Source organism: Acidovorax sp. WCS2018Noco2-16 (assembly GCF_031843945.1).
Taxonomy (GTDB): Bacteria; Pseudomonadota; Gammaproteobacteria; order Burkholderiales; family Burkholderiaceae_C; genus Paracidovorax.
In genome coordinates this window covers 138,492-155,820 of sequence record NZ_JAVTJJ010000001.1, presented here as the reverse complement: position 1 = coordinate 155,820, position 17,329 = coordinate 138,492, and the positions used below count along the sequence as shown (strand labels likewise).

The window sequence follows — 17,329 nt, the reverse complement described above, 5'->3', positions numbered from 1 at the left end:
GCATTTTGTGACTGAATCTGCGCCTCCCCACACCATTCATCTGCGTGACCTGCGCCTCTCGACAGCACACGCTCTGGTGGCGCAGTCGATGGGCTCGGAAGCCGCGCTGCATTCGGACTCACCCCTGCGGTATCTGCAGACGCTCATCGACGGGCTGTGCGAGCTGTCGCTGAAGGATCCGCTGACCGGGTTGGCCAATCGCCGTCACTTTCGCGCCGTGCTGGAGCGCGAGATCGACCGCGTCACCCGTTCGGGCGAGGCTGCGCTTTTGCTGATGCTGGACATCGACAACTTCAAGCGCGTGAACGACACCTACGGCCACTTGGCAGGCGACATCGTTTTGCAGTCGGTCGCCCGCACGCTCGATGCGTCAGTGCGGCCCATGGACACCCTTGCGCGATATGGCGGTGAAGAATTTGCGGTGGTGCTGCCCGCCTGCCAGGCCGGCTTCGGCCGTGTGGTGGCCGAACGAATCCGCCGAGCGGTCGAGTCGACGCCCATTCGCATTTCACCGACCGTGGAGCTGCGTGTGACGATCAGCATCGGCGGCGCTTTCGCGCTGCAGTGGATTCGCAGCACCACACTGCTGTGGACAGAGCGCGCAGACAGCCAACTCTACAAGGCCAAAATGGCCGGACGCAACCGCGTCAGTATCGAAGACCAACCCGATAGCACCGTGACCGCCGAAGAAAAGAGCCTGTTGTTCGGGCCGCTATACACTGCCTCTGGCTGGGGCGACCTGCCCCCACCACTGGATTCCTCCAATGGCAGCGCCTACTGAAAGCCCTGAGATGACCGACGCGCTGTCCCCCCCCAACAATGCCCCAGCGGGCGTTCCCCCCGCGCCCACGCCCACGCCCGGCAAGCCTTCTGGCGCACGCATCATTGCCATCACCAGTGGCAAGGGCGGCGTGGGGAAAACCTTTGTGTCCGCCAATCTGGCTGCTGCCCTCACCCGCCGGGGCCAGCGCGTGCTGGTGCTCGATGCCGACCTGGGGCTGGCCAATCTGGACGTGGTGCTGAACCTGCACCCCAAGATCACGCTGCACGACGTATTCACCGGCAAGGCGCATCTGGAAGACGCCGTGATCGAGGCGCCGGGCGGTTTCTCCGTCGTGCTGGCAGGCTCCGGCATGGTCGAGTATTCACGCCTGACGCCTGAAGTGCGCAACCAGTTCATGAGCGTGATCCAGACGCTGGCACCGCGCTACGACGTGATCCTGCTGGACACCGGTGCGGGCATTTCCGACGTGGTGCTGTTTTCGATCTCGCTGGCCTCAGAGGTGCTGATCGTCGCTACCCCCGAGCCCACGTCGCTGACCGATGCCTACGCCGCCATCAAGGTGATGGCCACGCAGCAAAAGCGCCAGCACGTGCGCATCGTGGTCAACCAGGCCGCGCGCCCTGGTGACGGCCGTGCCATCACCACGCAATTGCAACAGGTGCTGGACCGCTTCGTCAGCACCGAATCGGGCCGACCGATGCGGCTGATGCACATGGGCGACATTCCTGCAGACACCTCGGTGCGGGACGCCGTGATGCGCCGCCAGTTGCTTTTGATGCAAATGCCTGGCTGCCCTGCGGCACTGGCCATTGCGCAATTGGCCAACAAGATCGAATCCACGCTGCTGGTGCCCGCCGCCTGATCGGCGCTGGCGCCTGCATTGCCTGCCCATGCGCCGGCCAGGCAATGTGCTGATGTACCCGAGGGCCACGCGCCCCTTTCTTTTTGTCTCGCCGTGACCCACGTTCTCAATATCTCCAGCTATCTGTTCGTGCCCCTGCCCGATGCCGAGGCACTGCGGGTCACGCTGCACGAACGAGCGGTGGCGCTGGATCTGAAGGGCACGATCTTGCTGGCGGAAGAAGGCATCAACCTTTTTCTGGCGGGCTCTGCCAACGGCGTGCGCAGCTTCGTTGCCGCGTTGAAGCAGGACGAACGCTTCGCCGCGCTGGAGCCCAAGGAAAGCTGGTCTGAGACGCAGCCGTTTCGCAAAATGCTGGTCAAGGTCAAGCGAGAGATCATCCGCATGGACCACCCTGCCATCCGCCCCGCCGGCGGACGGGCGCCTGCCGTGGACGCAGCCACGCTACGCCGCTGGCTGACCGATGGCCATGACGACGAAGGCCGCCCGGTGGTGACGCTGGACACGCGCAACGCCTTTGAGGTGGACCACGGCACGTTCGAGCACGCCGTCGACTGGCGCATCGACAAGTTCACCGAATTCCCGCCCGCGCTGCGTGCCCACAAGAACGAGTTGGCCGGCAAGACCGTGGTGAGCTTCTGCACCGGCGGTATCCGCTGCGAAAAGGCAGCAATCCTCATGCGGGAGGAAGGCCTGGAGCACGTGTATCAGCTCGAAGGCGGCATTCTCAAATACTTCGAGCTGACGGACGGTGCGCACTACCAGGGCGGCTGCTTCGTGTTCGATGAGCGCCGGGTGCTGGCGCCCGACCTGTCTGCGCACCCAGAGCGCGATGCTATAAAAAAATGAGCTACTTGCGCTTTATACATAAGCGCTAGCGGCCATTTTGACTTGAAATCTCCACGGCATCGCTTCTGTTGGCTCAACGGCTCTTCAAGGTTTGAACCGCCGCTCTGGCAGCGGAATCCATTCGGTTTCACCCGGCACGCGGCCCATGACCTGCTGCTCCCAATCCTGCGCCGCCTGCACGATGCGGTCCTTGCGGCTGGACACGAAGTTCCACCACAGATGGCGCGGCCCGTCGAGCGCGTCGCCGCCGATCACCATGCAGCGCACCGGCTGGTCGGTGGCGCTCAGCACCGTGGCCCTGTTCACGTCCAGCGTCGCGAGCGTCTGCCGGATCAGACGCTCTTCGCCCAGCAGCACGTCCGCGTCCACGGGGTATATCGCCATCTGCTGTGCGAGTGGCGGCAGCTCCAGAACCGCGCCGGGCTGCAGTTGCACATCGAGGTACAGAGCGGGCGCCAGCGTGGCGACAGGAGACCGCACGCCAAAGGCCTCGCCCACGAGCACGCGCACGGTGCAGCCACCCTCTGACCAGTGCGGAATCTCCGATGCGGGCGTGTGCACGAAAGACGGTTCTGTCTCTTCATGCTCTACCGGCAAAGCGGCCCACAGCTGAATGCCATGGTTGACGTAGCTGCTGTCCGTCAATGCCTCGGGCCGACGCTCGGAATGCACGATGCCTCGGCCCGCCGACATCCAGTTGATGGCGCCGGGCTCGATGGTCTGTTGAAAACCCAGGCTGTCGCGGTGCTCGATGGCACCGTCGAACAGATAGGTCACCGTTGCCAAGCCGATATGCGGGTGCGCACGCACGTCGTACTCATCGCCTGGTTCCACCGTGACCGGGCCGAAGTGGTCGAAGAACACGAACGGCCCGACCGAGCGCAGTTGCAGCGCGGGCAGCAGCCGGCGCACGGTGAATCCGCCCCCTAGGTCCTTTTCGTGGCCGGTCAGGCGCAAGCGGTTGTCGGGGAAGGGGAGCGTGCTCATAAGTGTTGCCTCAACCGCCGAAGCGAGCCGCGATCGCCGCCACGCGCTGCCCGAACAGGCGGGCCGTATCCAGGTCGCCCTGCGGAATCTCGGCCGCGCTGGCGTCCGACGGTGATTGCACCAGCAAGCCCACCGAGCCGCCCAGATTGTTTGCGTCGTTGCGGGTGGCGGCCTTGCTGTTGGCAGGCAGCTGGCCCAGGCTGATCCAGAGGCCGCCGTGCTGCGATGCCAGCGTCTGCAGGTAGGCCAGCGTCAGCACCTTGTCCCCGCTGAAGCTGGCGCTGTTGCTGAATCCGGCGAACAGCTTGTCTTGCCAGCCACGGCTGAACCACACCTTCGATGACGCGTCGGCGAACTTCTTGAACTGCCAGCTGGGGCCGCCCATGTAGGTCGGCGTGCCCAGAATGATCGCGTCTGCCACGGCCAGCTCCTCCCAGCCGCCTTCGGGCAGATTGCCCTCCGCATCGATGGCCAACAACGTGGCACCGGCACCTTCGGCCACATGCTGTGCCACGCGCTGGGTATGGCCGTAGCCGGAGTGGAAGACGACGACGATCTGTGCCATGAGGTGCTCTTTCAGCGGAAAAGGGATTATCAAGAGGTGGCAGGAAATGGGTGCCAATACGGCACCCACTGTAGCGCCGCACCGTGCGGCGCGTGCTGCGCAGCGTATCCCGGGTGCGACCGTCCAGGCGCTCAGCCCGCTTGAATGCAACATTCAAACAGTTTGAACTAGCATTGTCTGAACATGCAAAAAGCCCGTGATGTTCTAACGCCTGACCACCTGGCAATGCTTCAGGTGATTGCCGACACAGGCAGCTTTGCCGCCGCTGCGCGGCACCTGGGCTTGGTGCCCAGCGCCCTCACCTACCGCGTGCGGCAGATAGAAGACGCGCTGGATGTCCTGCTGTTTGATCGCAGCGCCCGGCAAGCCCGCCCCACCGAGGCCGGCGCGGAGCTGCTGCGCGAAGGCGCGCGGCTGTTGAGGGACGTAGATGCTGTCGCCCACCGCGTACGCCGCGTGGGCACGGGCTGGGAGCCTCAGCTCACGCTGTCGGTCGATGGGGTCATTTCATCGAACACCATGATGGATCTGGCAGAGGCGTTCTATGCCCAGTCACCCCCCACCCGGCTGAAGCTGCACGATGGCATTTTGGCGGGCACGCTGGAGGCGCTCGTTTCAGGCCGCGCCGACCTGGCCGTGGGCGTGGCGGTGAACCCGGGCACCGTGCCGGGGCTGCAGCAGGAATTGCTGGGCGAGATGCTTTTTCAGTTCGTTGTGGCGCCGCACCACCCGCTCGCGAAGGCCGAAGAGCCGATCAGCGACATGGTGCTGCGCGCTCACCGGGTCGTCGCGGTGGCTGATTCCGCCAGACAAGACGGCGTGACCATGGGCATTCTGGGCGGGCAGGAAGTCATGACGGTCGACACCATCGACGCCAAGATCAAGGCGCAGTTGCGGGGCCTGGGCGGGGGCTTTCTGCCCGAGCCGATAGCCCGACCATATGTTGCCGCCGGGCGGCTGGTCGTGCGAGCCGTTGCACGTCCGGCACGTACGGTGTCGATGCACTACGCCTGGCGCGGCCCAGGCCATTCGGCGGCCGGCCGCGCGCTGCAATGGTGGCTGGATCAGCTGCGCAAACCCGCCACGCGCAAGGCTCTCATGGAAAACCATCACCACCCGTAACGAACACTGCCAGCGCGTTGGCGGCGTGTAGAGTGGCACGCATGTCATGCCGGGCGAACGCGCTTGCGGCATGCGGCGTCATCGCCTGAGAGCGTATTTAGTTTTTTCGTTGAAAGGGCCTGCCATGCGTTCTACCGTTCCCCGATCCCAGCGTCGCCTTCGAAGCGACAACACACCCGGCGCCGCCAGCACGGCGTCCGCAGCGGCGTCGCCCACATCCGCCAGGAAGCGGTTCGCCGTCATCGGCGCTGGCATGGCTGGCGTGGCCTGCGCGCGCACGCTGGTGCAGGCCGGTCACGACGTGGTGGTGTTTGAAAAGTCTTCTCGCGCGGGTGGCCGCACCACGACGCTCGATTCGGCCTATGGCGGCTTTGACTCCGGCGCGCAGTATTTCACCGTGCGCGATGCACGCTTTCGCCTGGCGCTGGACACCGTGCCCGGCCTGTGCCGGCCTTGGAGCGCCAACACCGTGCGCGTGCTGGACGCCGCTGGCCGCATTGCAGCCGCCGCGTTGCCGCCCGGCGAAGCACACTGGGTGGCGGCACCGGCGATGGAATCGCTGGTCAGCACCTGGGCCAAGCCCTTGCAGCAAGATGGCAGGCTGCTGACCGGCACGCAGGTCATGCGCGTCGAGGCCGACCCGCTGCTGCCGGGCGGCTGGCAACTGCGCACTGGCGCGCTGGACGGGTCCGTGCATGTGCACGCCGGCTTCGACGCAGTGTTGCTGAGCCAACCCTCCGTACCCGCCCAGACCCTGCTGCAACATTCTGGGATTGATCTGCCGCTGGTGGACGCGTTGACGCCCGTCACCATCGCCCCGTGCTGGACCTTGATGCTGGCCTTCGCCCAGGCGGTGCGGCCCGGGCTGACCACCCTCGGCCCGCAGTGGAACGCCGCGCGCAGTACACACCACCGCATCTCTTGGCTGGCGCGCGAATCGTCCAAGCCCGGCCGTTCGCAAATTGAGCGCTGGACGGTGCAGGCCAGCCCTGAATGGTCCACCGAGCACCTGGAAGACGACGCCGCCCGGGTACTGGCCAAGCTGCTCAAGGGCTTTGCCGAGGTGACCGGCATTCGGGCCGAACCGACCTTTGCCGAGGTGCGCCGTTGGCGCTATGCGCAGACCATCAAGCCGCTGGGCAAGAGCCATCTCTGGAATGCCCAGGCCGGCATTGGCGTGTGCGGCGACTGGTGCCTGGGCCATCGTCTGGAAGACGCTTTCGTCTCCGGGCTGGAACTGGCGCTGCAAGCGGCCTGATGTAAGCGCGTTCTCCGAAGTCGCACCTTCCGTTTTGCGCGGGCCCTTTCCGTTGCCACCCTCTTCGCAGCCCTACGTAGGCCGCTTTGCGCCCTCGCCCACGGGCCCGCTGCACGCGGGCTCGCTGGTCGCTGCGCTGGCCAGTTGGCTGGACGCTCGCGCCGCACCACGCGGGCGATGGCTGGTGCGCATCGAAGACGTGGACACGCCGCGCTGCGTCGACGGCGCCGCGCAGACCATCCTGTCCCAACTGGCCGCCTGCGGCTTGCTGCCCGATGAGCCACCCACGTGGCAATCGGCGCGTTCAGGGCTTTATCAGTCGGCGCTGGACAGGCTGGTCGGGCAGCAACACGCCTATCCCTGCGCATGTTCCCGCCGCGACATCGAAACCGCGCTGCAAGCCGCCGGCCCCGCACGTGCGCGGCACAGCGAATTGCCCTACCCCGGCACCTGCCGCCACGGGCTGGGCGGACGAGCGGCGCGCTCCTGGCGGTTTGCCGCGACCAAATATCAGCAAAAACAGCCTCTAGCGCTTATCCATCAAGCGCATCCAGCTATATATTTAATAGCAAACAGCGGTGTCCACTGGACGGATCGGCGGCTGGGCGCGCAATCGCAAGACGTGGCAGGCCATGTCGGCGACTTCGTATTGAAGCGGGCCGATGGCCTGTGGGCCTATCAATTGGCCGTGGTGGTGGACGATGCGGATCAGGGCGTCACGCACGTGGTGCGCGGTGAGGATTTAGCTGACAACACGCCGCGCCAGATGCTGCTGCAGGCTGCGCTGGGTTTGACGGCCCCCAGCTACCTGCATACACCGCTGGTGCGCCGGGCCGATGGAGAGAAGTTGTCCAAGCAGCATGGCGCGCCGCCCATCGACACGGATCAGCCCCTGCAGGCGCTGGCCGCCGCCGCCCAGGCGCTGGGCTTGCCGCGCGTGCAAACAACAGACCCTGGCGCCAACGTCGAACATGCCCTTGCACTGTGGGTATCGGCGTGGCGGCGAATCTACAATCTCGCACCGTGACAGAAACCCCCCAATCCCCTTCCGCAGCCGCTTCTGCGCCCGAGTCGCCAGAGCCGATCACCCCATCGCCCGTTGCATCGCCCGACAAGGGCGAGAGTGCCGTTGCCAACGGTGGTGCACCGGCCGGCGTGGCTTATCCCAAGACCATCAAGAGCTTCGTGCGACGTGCCGGCCGCACCACCACGGGCCAGGCCAAGGCATTCGAAGATCTGGGCCCCCGGTTCCTGCTGGGCTACGCGCCGCAGCCGCTGGATGCTGCTGCTGCCTTTAGCCGCCAGGCACCGCTGGTTTTGGAGATCGGCTTCGGCATGGGCGAGGCCACCGCGCACATCGCGCGCGTGCGGCCCGCCGACAACTTCCTGTGCTGCGAAGTGCACGAACCCGGCGTGGGCGCGCTGCTCAAGCGCATCGGCGAACACGGCATCGAGAACATCCGCATCCTGCAGCACGACGCGGTCGAGGTGATCGACCACATGCTGGCGCCCGGCTCGCTGGACGGCATCCACATCTTCTTTCCAGACCCCTGGCACAAGACGAAGCACAACAAGCGCCGCCTGATCCAGCCGCCGCTGGTGGCCAAGCTGGCTGCGCGTCTGAAACCCGGTGGTTATCTGCACTGTGCAACCGACTGGCAACCCTATGCAGAGCAGATGCTGCAGGTGCTGTCGGCCGAGCCGGTGCTGGCCAATACCGCCGACGGCTTCGCACCGCAGCCTGACTATCGCCCGCTCACCAAGTTCGAAAACCGCGGCTTGCGGCTCGGCCATGGCGTGTGGGACGTGGTGTTCCACCGCACCGGTTGAGGCACCGCCCCTTTTCATCTCAGGACACTAGCTGCCCCATGAAGCCCATCCTTGAAAATCTGGTCGAGATGACAGGTCACCGCGATCATCTTCGCCTGGAGATTTCGGTACTTTCGACGCTGCAGAAGCTGCCTACCGTCAAGGAGGTCAGGGCTCTCGAGTTGTTTCAGTCCGACGGCGTCATGCACGTGCGGCCTCGCACCTGGGTCGATCAAGGGCAGTTGGTTTCAGCACGGGTACAGGTGGCCCAGGCCGACCCGAAGCGCCAGCCGGTGGCGCAATTTCCGCCGCTCAACGAGTGCATTGAAAGCCGTGCGGCCAGCGCGCTGCATTCGCCGCAAAAAGGCATCTACACCTTGTGGCTGCCGGTATGGATGCACGAAGAAGTGCATACCTGCCTGGAGATCACGCAGTCCAGGCCTTTTTCCGCGCACAAGCTTGAGGTGATCAAGAGCGTCTTCCACGTCTATCAGAACTACCAGAGCCTGCTGGACTACAGCGAGCGCGACGCGCTGACGGGCCTCTTCAACCGCAAGACGTTTGACGAGCAGTTCTCTCGCCAGGTGGCGTCGCCCGTCTCGGGCTCCACCGAACTCACTACCGAAGACGCAGAGGGCAACGCCGTCGACGCCGGGGCGGAGCCGATGGAGCAATGGCTGGCGGTGGTGGACATCGACCATTTCAAGCAGGTCAACGACCGCTTCGGACACCTGTACGGCGATGAGGTGCTGATCCTGATCGCCAACATCCTGCGCAGCTCGTTCCGTGGGCAGGACCGCATCTTCCGCTTCGGCGGCGAAGAATTCGTGGTGCTGCTGCGCTCGACCACGCTGTCGACCGCGCACAAAGTGTTCAACCGCTTCCGTACGGCCGTGCGGGAATACCACTTCCCGCAGGTGGGCCAGGTGACGGTGAGCGTGGGGTTCGCCAGCACCGCGCGCGGCGCGCCAGTGGAAATCCTCGGCCAGGCCGACCAGGCGCTTTACTACGCCAAGGAACACGGCCGCAACCAGGTGTGCTTTTATGACGAGCTGGTGGAGCAAGGCCATCTGCACGCCAAGGTGTCCAACGACGACGTGGAACTGTTCTGACCCAGCCCTGCACTGCTGCGTCAAACGAAAAGGCCCGCATCAGCGGGCCTTGTTGTTGGTGGTGCCGGCAGCAGGTCAGAGCCGCTCGGTGACCCAGGCCTGCACCGATGCCAGGGCCGCAGGCAGCGCCGCGGCGTTGGTGCCACCTGCCATGGCCATGTCTGCCTTGCCGCCGCCCTTGCCACCGACCTGGCTGGCCACGAAGTTGACCAGCTCGCCGGCCTTCACGCGGGCCATCGCATCCGCCGTCACGCCGGCAGCCAGCTGCACCTTGTCGCCATCGACAGCCGCCAGCACGATCACGGCGCTCTTGAGCTTGTCCTTGAGCTTGTCCATGGTGTCGCGCAGCGTTTTCGCGTCGGCGCCTTCCAGGCGTGCGGCCAGCAGCTTCACGCCGTTGATGTCGGTCGCCTGCAGCAGCAGCTCGTCGCCCTGGCTCGATGCCAGCTTGCCCTTGAGGGCGGCGATTTCCTTTTCCAGCGAGCGCACTTGCTCCAGCGTCTGGCCGATGCGGCCCGTGAGGTCGGCCGTGGGCGCCTTCAGCGCGCCAGCGGCCTTGTTCACGGTGTCTTCCAGGTTCTGCAGATAAGCCAGCGCGTGTTCGCCGGTGACCGCTTCCATGCGGCGCACGCCGGCTGCCACGCCGCCTTCTGCCACGACCTTGAAGAGCCCGATGTCGCCGGTGCGCTGCACATGGGTGCCGCCGCACAGTTCGCGGCTGGTGCCGATGTCGAGCACGCGCACGGTTTCGCCGTACTTTTCGCCGAACAGCATCATCGCGCCCGTTTTCTGGGCTGATTCGATGTCCATGACGCGCGCGCCGGTCGCCGTGTTGGCCAGGATCTCGGCGTTCACGCGGCGTTCGATCTCGCGCACCTGGGCGTCGGTGACTGGAGCACCGTGCGCGAAGTCGAAGCGCGTGCGCTCAGGCGTCACCAGGCTGCCCTTTTGCTGCACGTGGTCGCCCAGCACCTCGCGCAGGGCCTTGTGCATCAAGTGGGTGGCCGAATGGTTGCGCACGGTGGATGCGCGCAGCTGCGTGTTCACCTCGGCCTGCACCGTGTCGCCCACGCGCAGCATGCCTGTTTCGAGCGTGCCGTGGTGGCCGAACACGTCGGCCTTGATCTTGATGGTGTCGCCCACCGCGAAGTGCGCCGTTCCTTGGCCGGTGATGACGCCCACGTCACCCACCTGGCCGCCGCTTTCGGCATAGAAAGGCGTCGCGTCGAGCACGACCACGCCGTCACCGCCAGCCTCGATGGCTTGCACGCTGGCGCCGTTCACGTACAGGGCGACGACCTTGGCCGTTTCCTTGAGTTGCTCGTAGCCCGTGAAGCGGTTGCCGTCGCCCGCGTATTCCAGCGCGCGGTCCATCTTGAATTTGCCGGCGGCGCGGGCCTGGGCCTTCTGTCGCTCCATGGCGGCCCTGAAGCCCGCCTCGTCCACCGACACACCGCGCTCGCGGCACACGTCGGCCGACAGATCGAGCGGAAAGCCGTAGGTGTCATGCAGCTTGAAAGCCACATCGCCCGGCAGCACCGTGGCGCCGCCGGCCAAGGCCGTGTCCAAAATCTCCATGCCATTGGCCAGCGTCTCGAAGAAACGCTCTTCCTCGGCCTTGAGCACGTCAGTGATGCGCTGTTCCAGCTCGACCAGGCGCGGGTACGCGTCGCCCATCTGCTGCGCCAGGTCTTTCACCAGCTTGTGGAAGAACGGCGTCTTCTGGCCCAGCTTGTAGCCGTGGCGGATGGCCCGGCGCACGATGCGTCGCTGCACGTAGCCGCGGCCTTCGTTGCTGGGCAGCACGCCGTCGCTGATGAGGAACGAGGTGGCGCGGATGTGATCGGCGATGACTTTCAGCGACGGGTGCGTCAGGTCGGTGATGTGCGTCTCGCGCGCAGCGGCCTTGATCAGCGCATCGAAAATGTCGATTTCGTAGTTGCTGTGCACATGCTGCAGGATGGCCGCCAGGCGCTCCAGGCCCATGCCGGTATCGACGCACGGCGCGGGCAATGGCGTGACACTGCCGTCTTCCTTCATGTCGAACTGCATGAACACGTTGTTCCAGATCTCGATGAAGCGGTCGCCGTCTTCGTCAGGGCTGCCTGGAGGGCCGCCGGCGATGTGCGGGCCGTGGTCGTAGAAGATTTCCGAACAAGGACCGCAAGGACCGGTGTCGGCCATCATCCAGAAGTTGTCGGACTTGTAGCGGCCGCCCTTGTTGTCGCCGATGCGGATCACGCGCTCGGGCGGCAGGCCGATGACCTTCGTCCAGATGTCGTAGGCCTCGTCGTCTTCCTGGTAGACGGTGGCCAGCAGGCGCTCGGGCGGCAGGCCGTAGACCTTCGTCAGCAGCTCCCACGCCCACTGCAGCGACTCGCGCTTGAAGTAGTCGCCGAAGCTCCAGTTGCCCAGCATCTCGAAGAACGTGTGGTGGCGCGCGGTGTAGCCCACGTTTTCCAGGTCGTTGTGCTTGCCGCCGGCGCGCAGGCAGGCCTGTACCGACGTGGCGCGGTTGTACGGGCGCTTGTCGGTGCCCAGGAACACGTCCTTGAACTGGACCATGCCCGAATTGGTGAACATCAGCGTGGGGTCGTTGCCCGGCACGAGCGACGACGAAGGCACGACCGTATGGCCGCGCTCGGCGAAGAAATCGAGGAACTTGGCGCGGATTTCAGAGACTTTCATCCGGGTCTTTCTGTGCGGCCGGCGGCGCTGGAACTCGAGCGCTTGCGCAGGCGGCGTCTATGGTATGGGTGGGGAGGGCGAAAACCTTCGATTATCTCACCGTTCCCCAGCGGCAACACCCCCTCAGCCGGCACCCATGCTGGTCGTCCAGGCTTGCAAGAAACGCTGGCGCTTGAGCGGATCCAGATACACCAGCAGCCCCAAACCCGGCGCCAGCAGACGCCAGGAACTGGTGGCCGTGCCCGCCAGGCCTTGCGCGCTGCCAAAGCCCCCGCCGCCCGCGTCACCCCCTGTGCCGGCGCCGGTGCCTGCCGCCACCGCCTGCCGTATCGGAATGAGCCGCGTGTCGCGCGCCAGCACGGCCTGGCCGCCTCGCGACAGCAGGTAGTCGAGGAAAGGTCGAGCCAGCTCCGGGTGCGGCGCCGTGGCCGGAATGACCGCGGCGCGTGTGGTGAGCAGCGTGTAGTCCTGCGGCACCAGCATGCGCAGTGGCGAGCCGGCTGCGATGCGCGCCTGCACGTAAGACGCAGGCACGTTGTAGACCAGTGCGAGATCGCCCCGCTCCAGCTCGTCCAGCAGCGGCTCGATGTGGTCGCCCAGGCGCACGCGGTTGGCGCCCAGCGCTGCCAACAGGACGCCGGCCGTGCTGTCGTGGCGCGCGTCCTGCGTGGCCAGCAGATAGCCCAGGCCGCTGCGGCTGGCGTCATAGGTGCCCACGCGCCCGGCCAGCGGGCGGCCTGCGTAGCGCAGCAGCGCCAGCAGCTGGCCCCTCGTGCGCGGCGCACGCTCGGGCGCCAGCAGGCGCGGGTGATAGACCATCACCACCGCATCCGCGCCCAGGCTGAACACCTCATGCCGCCAGTGCGCGCCGGCCGGCAGGCTGCGTGCCAGCGCGGACGGGTGCGCCAGCACGTGGCCGTCGTTGGCCAGCTGGGTCTGCAAGTCCAGGCTGCTGCTGATGAGCAGGTCGGGCCCGCCCTCGCCCGGCGCCAGCGGAGGTGCGGCGCCGCGCAGCCGCCCCTGCGCGCGGGCCAGCGCCTGCGCGTGGATGTCCAGGCTCTGCCGGTCGGCGCAGCGCACAGCCACGCCAGGGTGCAGGCGCTGAAAGTCGCGGATGGCCGGGGCGAACAGCGCCGTTTCGGTCGCGCAGTCGATGCTGAGCAGTGACTCTTGCGAGCCCGCTGCCGGAAACAGCGTGATGGTCGCGCCATCGCCCTGCACTGCGGTCGTGCCCTGCATGGCGCTGGCAGCGGTGCCGGGCATCGGGGTCGCCGCCCCAGCGGCATCGACCAGTGCCAGCGCGCCCATTGCCCGCAGGAAATCCCGTCTTGGCCACAGCGGCAACCGGCTCATGATGCGTTCTCCCGTGTATGGGGCCTCGCGGGCTGCGGGGCAGCGGGCAAGGTGAGCGTGATGCACCAGCCACCTTCCGCCCGATTGGCAGCGGCGATCTGCCCGCCGTGGCTGGCGACCACCCGCTGCACGATAGCCAAGCCCAGGCCAGCACCACCTGCCGCCGCGCCCGGCCCGCGTGCGAAGCGCTCGAACAGGCGGCCCTGGTCGGCCGCCTGCACGCCCGGGCCGTGGTCGGCCACCTCGACCTGCCACGCATGCATAGTGGGATCGGCAGCGGCCCGCACGGTCACCTCGACTGCGCTGCCGCCGCCGTGTTTCAGCGCGTTGTCGACCAGATTCTTGAACGCCTCGCGCAGCATCAGCGCGTCGCCCCGTACCCAGGCCTGGGCCGCGGCATGGCTGGAGTTTCGAGTGTTTTTGGCGTCTAGCGCTTTTGGATAAAGCGCGAGCAGCTCACCTTTTGATAGCAAATCGGTTTGCCACCACAGCCGCACCACCGGCTGCGGCTCGGCGCGCGGCACCACATCGCGCAGCGCCTCGTGCACCAGCGCCAGCACATCGACGGGTGAGAAGCGTTGCAGATGCCCCTGGTGCGTCACGCTGGCGTCGCTGAGCAACTGGTTCAGCAGCCGGCGCAGGCGCAGGGCGTTGCGCTCCACCGCCTGCAGGCTCTGGCGCTGGGCGCGCGGGTCGTCGTCGTCCAGCCCCTCCTGCGCCTGGGCGATGAGCGCGGCCAGCGGCGTGCGCATCTGGTGCGCGGCCTCGGCGATGAAGATGCGCAGGGCATCCAGGTTGAATGACAGCCGGCCCATGAAGCCGTCGAGTGCGCGCACCACCTGGGCCAGTTCGCGCGGCACGGGGCTGGCGATGGGTCGCAGGTCGGACGCGTCGCGCTGCATCAGCTCCTGCTGCAGCCGCGCCAGCGGCCGCAGCGCGCGGTCCACGCCCAGCCACAGCAGCAGAAAGACCCCCAGCATCAGCGCGCCGATGGCGGCCGTAGCGCGCCAGACGATGTCGGCGGCGAGCGCGTCGCGCGCCTGGCGGGTCTGGCCGACCTGCACCCAGAAACGGCCGGAGCCGTCACCGCCGGCAATGGCGCGCGGCACGACGGCGAAGCGCACCGGCTCGCCCCGGTAGCGGGCGTCGAAGAACAGCGGCTGCGCGCTGGCACCAGCCGAACCTGGCGGAGCTGGCAGATCGCCATAGCCGGTGATGGTGTCGCCCTGCGGCCCGGTGATGCGGTAGTAGGCCCGGTCTTCGGGCGCCGCGGCCAGCAGGTCCAGCGCGGCATAGGGCAAGTCGACCTGCCAGCGCCCTTCGACGACGGCCACGCTATCGGCCATCGACAGCGCCGAGGCGCGCAGCAGGTGGTCGTAGGACCGGTCGGCCGCCCGCAGCCCGTAGCTGCGCGCCGCAAAGAACAGCACCACCGTGGCCAGCACAAACAGCACGGTGATCGACACCAGCAGCGTGCGGCGCACCGCCGGCAACGTGCGCGCCGGTGCGGCGGCTTCAGTGGCCGCCATCGGCTGAATCGGACGCGTCGGAGGCAGCGGGCGATGGCGCATCGGCCACCACATCCGCGCGGTAGCCCACGCTGCGCACGGTGGTGATCTGCAACTGGCTGCCCGCCAGCTTGCGGCGCAGGCGGCCCACGTAGACCTCGATGGCGTTCAGGCCCACGTCCTCGTCGAAGTGAAACAGGCGCCCTGCAATGTCTTCCTTGCTGACGGCCCGGCCCAGCCGGCCGATCAGGATCTCCAGCAGGCTGAATTCGCGGTGCGGCAAGTCCAGGTCCTGCCCGTGCAGGCTGACCCGGCGCGCCGCGCTGTCGATGGCCAGCCCGCCCACCTGCCACAGGCCCGTCGCCTGGCCCTGCGGGCGGCGCAGCAGCGCGCGGCAGCGGGCGTCCAGTTCGCGAAAGTCGAAGGGCTTGTCCAGGTAATCGTCCGCGCCTTCGTCCAGCGCGTTGACGCGGTCTTCGATGTCGGAGCGGGCCGTGAGCATCAGCACCGGCGTTTTGTTGCCTTGACGGCGCAGTTGCGCCAGCAGCGTCAGGCCGTCCATGCCGGGCAGGCCGATATCGAGCAGCAGCAGGTCAAACTGCGCATAGCCCAGCACCTCGAAGGCCGCGCGGCCGTTGGCCTGCCAGTCCACTGCATGGCCCTGGCGGCGCAGCCGGCGCACCACGGCCTCGGCCAGGTCAGGGTCGTCTTCGACCAGCAGGATGCGCATGTCAGCCACCCTCTCCCGCGTGCGCCACCGCATCGCAGGCCGCGAAGGCTGCAGGCAGTACGGAAGAAAAGAGTGGCTTTGGCATGGCGGGAAGGCGCGGAGTATCGCTGCAAACGCGAAAAGCCCCAGGGCCGAACCCCGGGTTTACCCGATCAGCACATCCACTTATGGCATGCGCCACGACAGGTGCACGACAGGGTCGCTGCCTAAGGTTCACCCCCACCGGCACGCGCCTTGGACGCCCGCGCCTTGCCGATCACCGCATTCGATAACGGAGACAAGATGAATTCCACCCGGAGAACCCCTCCATGCTGCTGACCCTGCTCGGCTTCGGCATGGTGCTGACCTTCATGACGCTGATCATGACCCGGCGCCTGTCGCCGCTGGTCGCGCTGATCACCATCCCCATCCTCTTCGCGCTGATGGGCGGCTTTGCGCCCACCATGGGCAACATGATGCTGGAGGGCATCCGCAAGATCGCGCCAACGGGCGTGATGCTGATGTTCGCCATCCTGTACTTCGGCGTGATGATCCACGCGGGCCTGTTCGACCCGGTGGTCGGCGTCATCCTGAAACTGGTCAAGGGCGACCCTCTCAAGATCGTGGTGGGCTCGGCAGTGCTGGCGCTGCTGATCTCTTTGGACGGCGACGGCTCGACCACCTACATGATCACCATCGCGTCGATGCTGCCGCTGTACAAGCGGCTGAAGATGAACCCGCTGAGCCTGACCTGCGTGGCCATTCTGGCCAGCGGCGTGATGAACCTGACGCCCTGGGGCGGGCCCACGGCGCGCGCCGCCAGCGCACTGCACGTGGATCCGGGCGAGGTCTTCATTCCGATGGTGCCGGCCATGGGCATCGCCATCGTCAGCCTGCTGGCCGTGGCGTTCTACCTGGGCCTGCGCGAACGCCACCGGCTGGGCCGCGTCAGCCTGCCCGGCGCGGCGTCGCTGCATGCAGAACACCAGGCAGCCCAGCGCGCCGATGAGGAAAGCACCGGCGAACACCTGCCCACCATGGCCGGCAGCGACAGCGCCGACATGCGCCGCCCGCGCCTGCTGTGGGTGAACCTGGCACTGACCATCGCGCTGATGGTGACGCTGGTGCTGGGCCTGCTGCCGCTGCCCGTGCTGTTCATGATCGGCTTTGCCATCGCGCTGGTCATCAACTACCCCGACATGGCTCACCAGCGCCAGCTGATGGCCGAATATTCTGGCAACGCCCTGGCCGTGGTGGCGCTGATCTTCGCGGCCGGCATCTTCACCGGCATTCTGTCGGGCACCGGCATGGTCGAGGCCATGTCACGCGGGCTGCTGTCGGCCATTCCGCCCAGCATGGGGCCCTATCTGCCCACCATCACCGCGCTGCTGAGCATGCCGCTGACGTTCTTCATGTCGAACGACGCGTTCTACTTCGGCGTGCTGCCCATCCTGAACGAGGCCGCGCAGGCCTACGGCATCAGCGCGGTGGAGATGGCCCGCGCGTCGCTGATCGGGCAGCCGGTGCATCTGCTGAGCCCACTGGTGCCGTCCACCTACCTGCTGGTCGGCCTGGCCGGGGTGGACTTCGGCGACCACCAGCGCTTCACGCTGAAATGGGCCGTGCTGGTGTGTTTGACGCTGATGGGCGCCAGCCTGGCGCTGGGGCTTTTCCCGCTGGTGGGCCACGCACTGGCGGGCGGGTGAACCCGGGTGGCGAGTCG

The 17,329-nt window shown here is 66.7% G+C and carries 15 protein-coding genes; 9 read left to right on the top strand and 6 right to left on the bottom strand.

Annotated elements, in window-relative coordinates; all coding sequences use genetic code 11:
* Positions 1-88 precede the first annotated feature (88 nt).
* The 3 genes from RQI28_RS00690 to RQI28_RS00680 all read left to right on the top strand — a co-directional run bounded on the left by RQI28_RS00690 (position 89) and on the right by RQI28_RS00680 (position 2,495).
* Positions 89-781, top strand: a complete 693-nt coding sequence (locus tag RQI28_RS00690) for a GGDEF domain-containing protein (RefSeq protein ID WP_404976860.1) — start codon at positions 89-91, stop codon at positions 779-781.
* Between the two features lie 10 nt (positions 782-791).
* Positions 792-1,646: a MinD/ParA family protein gene (locus tag RQI28_RS00685; RefSeq protein ID WP_311221525.1), complete on the top strand. Its 855-nt coding sequence runs from the start codon at positions 792-794 to the stop codon at positions 1,644-1,646.
* Positions 1,647-1,739: 93 nt separating this feature from the next.
* Positions 1,740-2,495 (top strand): sulfurtransferase, encoded by a 756-nt coding sequence (locus RQI28_RS00680; protein ID WP_311220681.1) that lies wholly within the window; start codon positions 1,740-1,742, stop codon positions 2,493-2,495.
* Between the two features lie 84 nt (positions 2,496-2,579).
* On the opposite strand, the gene RQI28_RS00675 is transcribed toward RQI28_RS00680, so the two are convergent.
* Positions 2,580-3,482: a pirin family protein gene (locus RQI28_RS00675; RefSeq protein WP_311220680.1), complete on the bottom strand. Its 903-nt coding sequence runs from the start codon at positions 3,480-3,482 to the stop codon at positions 2,580-2,582.
* A 10-nt stretch (positions 3,483-3,492) separates the two neighbouring features.
* Positions 3,493-4,047 (bottom strand): flavodoxin family protein, encoded by a 555-nt coding sequence (locus tag RQI28_RS00670; RefSeq protein WP_311220679.1) that lies wholly within the window; start codon positions 4,045-4,047, stop codon positions 3,493-3,495.
* Between the two features lie 183 nt (positions 4,048-4,230).
* On the opposite strand from RQI28_RS00670, the gene RQI28_RS00665 reads away from it, so the two are divergent.
* The 5 genes from RQI28_RS00665 (at position 4,231) to RQI28_RS00645 (ending at position 9,348) form a co-directional block, all read left to right on the top strand.
* The gene (locus tag RQI28_RS00665; RefSeq protein ID WP_311220678.1) at positions 4,231-5,169 is read left to right on the top strand and encodes a LysR family transcriptional regulator; all 939 of its coding nucleotides are present in this window, start codon (positions 4,231-4,233) and stop codon (positions 5,167-5,169) included.
* A gap of 124 nt (positions 5,170-5,293) precedes the next feature.
* Positions 5,294-6,427: an FAD-dependent oxidoreductase gene (locus RQI28_RS00660; protein ID WP_311220677.1), complete on the top strand. Its 1,134-nt coding sequence runs from the start codon at positions 5,294-5,296 to the stop codon at positions 6,425-6,427.
* A 52-nt stretch (positions 6,428-6,479) separates the two neighbouring features.
* On the top strand, positions 6,480-7,454 hold the full coding sequence (gluQRS, locus tag RQI28_RS00655; RefSeq protein WP_311220676.1) for a tRNA glutamyl-Q(34) synthetase GluQRS: 975 nt from the start codon (positions 6,480-6,482) through the stop codon (positions 7,452-7,454).
* Between the two features lie 56 nt (positions 7,455-7,510).
* Positions 7,511-8,257 (top strand): tRNA (guanosine(46)-N7)-methyltransferase TrmB, encoded by a 747-nt coding sequence (trmB, locus tag RQI28_RS00650; RefSeq protein ID WP_404976861.1) that lies wholly within the window; start codon positions 7,511-7,513, stop codon positions 8,255-8,257.
* Positions 8,258-8,295: 38 nt separating this feature from the next.
* Positions 8,296-9,348, top strand: a complete 1,053-nt coding sequence (locus RQI28_RS00645) for a GGDEF domain-containing protein (RefSeq protein ID WP_311220674.1) — start codon at positions 8,296-8,298, stop codon at positions 9,346-9,348.
* 75 nt (positions 9,349-9,423) lie between these two features.
* Here the strand turns inward: RQI28_RS00645 and alaS are convergent, their stop codons facing one another.
* From alaS to RQI28_RS00625, 4 genes are all read right to left on the bottom strand, one after another.
* A complete protein-coding gene (gene alaS, locus RQI28_RS00640) occupies positions 9,424-12,036 on the bottom strand; it encodes an alanine--tRNA ligase (RefSeq protein WP_311220673.1) in 2,613 nt (870 codons plus the stop codon).
* A gap of 123 nt (positions 12,037-12,159) precedes the next feature.
* Positions 12,160-13,389, bottom strand: coding sequence for an ABC transporter substrate-binding protein (locus RQI28_RS00635; protein ID WP_311220672.1), 1,230 nt, complete (start codon positions 13,387-13,389; stop codon positions 12,160-12,162).
* The gene (locus RQI28_RS00630; protein WP_311220671.1) at positions 13,386-14,918 is read right to left on the bottom strand and encodes a sensor histidine kinase; all 1,533 of its coding nucleotides are present in this window, start codon (positions 14,916-14,918) and stop codon (positions 13,386-13,388) included. Before RQI28_RS00630 ends, RQI28_RS00635 begins: the two co-directional genes overlap by 4 nt.
* A complete protein-coding gene (locus tag RQI28_RS00625) occupies positions 14,905-15,627 on the bottom strand; it encodes a response regulator transcription factor (RefSeq protein WP_311220670.1) in 723 nt (240 codons plus the stop codon). Before RQI28_RS00625 ends, RQI28_RS00630 begins: the two co-directional genes overlap by 14 nt.
* Positions 15,628-15,935: 308 nt before the next feature.
* On the opposite strand from RQI28_RS00625, the gene RQI28_RS00620 reads away from it, so the two are divergent.
* A complete protein-coding gene (locus RQI28_RS00620; RefSeq protein WP_311220669.1) occupies positions 15,936-17,312 on the top strand; it encodes a CitMHS family transporter in 1,377 nt (458 codons plus the stop codon).
* Positions 17,313-17,329 lie beyond the last annotated feature (17 nt).

What these genes read in the sequence shown, in the direction of transcription:
- RQI28_RS00620 (WP_311220669.1), top strand. Translation starts at nt 15,936, where the DNA reads ATGCTGCTGACCCTGCTCGGCTTCGGCATGGTGCTGACCTTCATGACG.
- RQI28_RS00690 (WP_404976860.1), top strand. Translation starts at nt 89, where the DNA reads ATGGGCTCGGAAGCCGCGCTGCATTCGGACTCACCCCTGCGGTATCTG.
- RQI28_RS00670 (WP_311220679.1), bottom strand. Translation starts at nt 4,047, where the DNA reads ATGGCACAGATCGTCGTCGTCTTCCACTCCGGCTACGGCCATACCCAG.
- RQI28_RS00685 (WP_311221525.1), top strand. Translation starts at nt 792, where the DNA reads ATGACCGACGCGCTGTCCCCCCCCAACAATGCCCCAGCGGGCGTTCCC.
- RQI28_RS00645 (WP_311220674.1), top strand. Translation starts at nt 8,296, where the DNA reads ATGAAGCCCATCCTTGAAAATCTGGTCGAGATGACAGGTCACCGCGAT.
- alaS (WP_311220673.1), bottom strand. Translation starts at nt 12,036, where the DNA reads ATGAAAGTCTCTGAAATCCGCGCCAAGTTCCTCGATTTCTTCGCCGAG.
- RQI28_RS00625 (WP_311220670.1), bottom strand. Translation starts at nt 15,627, where the DNA reads ATGCGCATCCTGCTGGTCGAAGACGACCCTGACCTGGCCGAGGCCGTG.
- RQI28_RS00665 (WP_311220678.1), top strand. Translation starts at nt 4,231, where the DNA reads ATGCAAAAAGCCCGTGATGTTCTAACGCCTGACCACCTGGCAATGCTT.
- RQI28_RS00630 (WP_311220671.1), bottom strand. Translation starts at nt 14,918, where the DNA reads ATGGCGGCCACTGAAGCCGCCGCACCGGCGCGCACGTTGCCGGCGGTG.
- RQI28_RS00675 (WP_311220680.1), bottom strand. Translation starts at nt 3,482, where the DNA reads ATGAGCACGCTCCCCTTCCCCGACAACCGCTTGCGCCTGACCGGCCAC.
- RQI28_RS00660 (WP_311220677.1), top strand. Translation starts at nt 5,294, where the DNA reads ATGCGTTCTACCGTTCCCCGATCCCAGCGTCGCCTTCGAAGCGACAAC.
- RQI28_RS00635 (WP_311220672.1), bottom strand. Translation starts at nt 13,389, where the DNA reads ATGAGCCGGTTGCCGCTGTGGCCAAGACGGGATTTCCTGCGGGCAATG.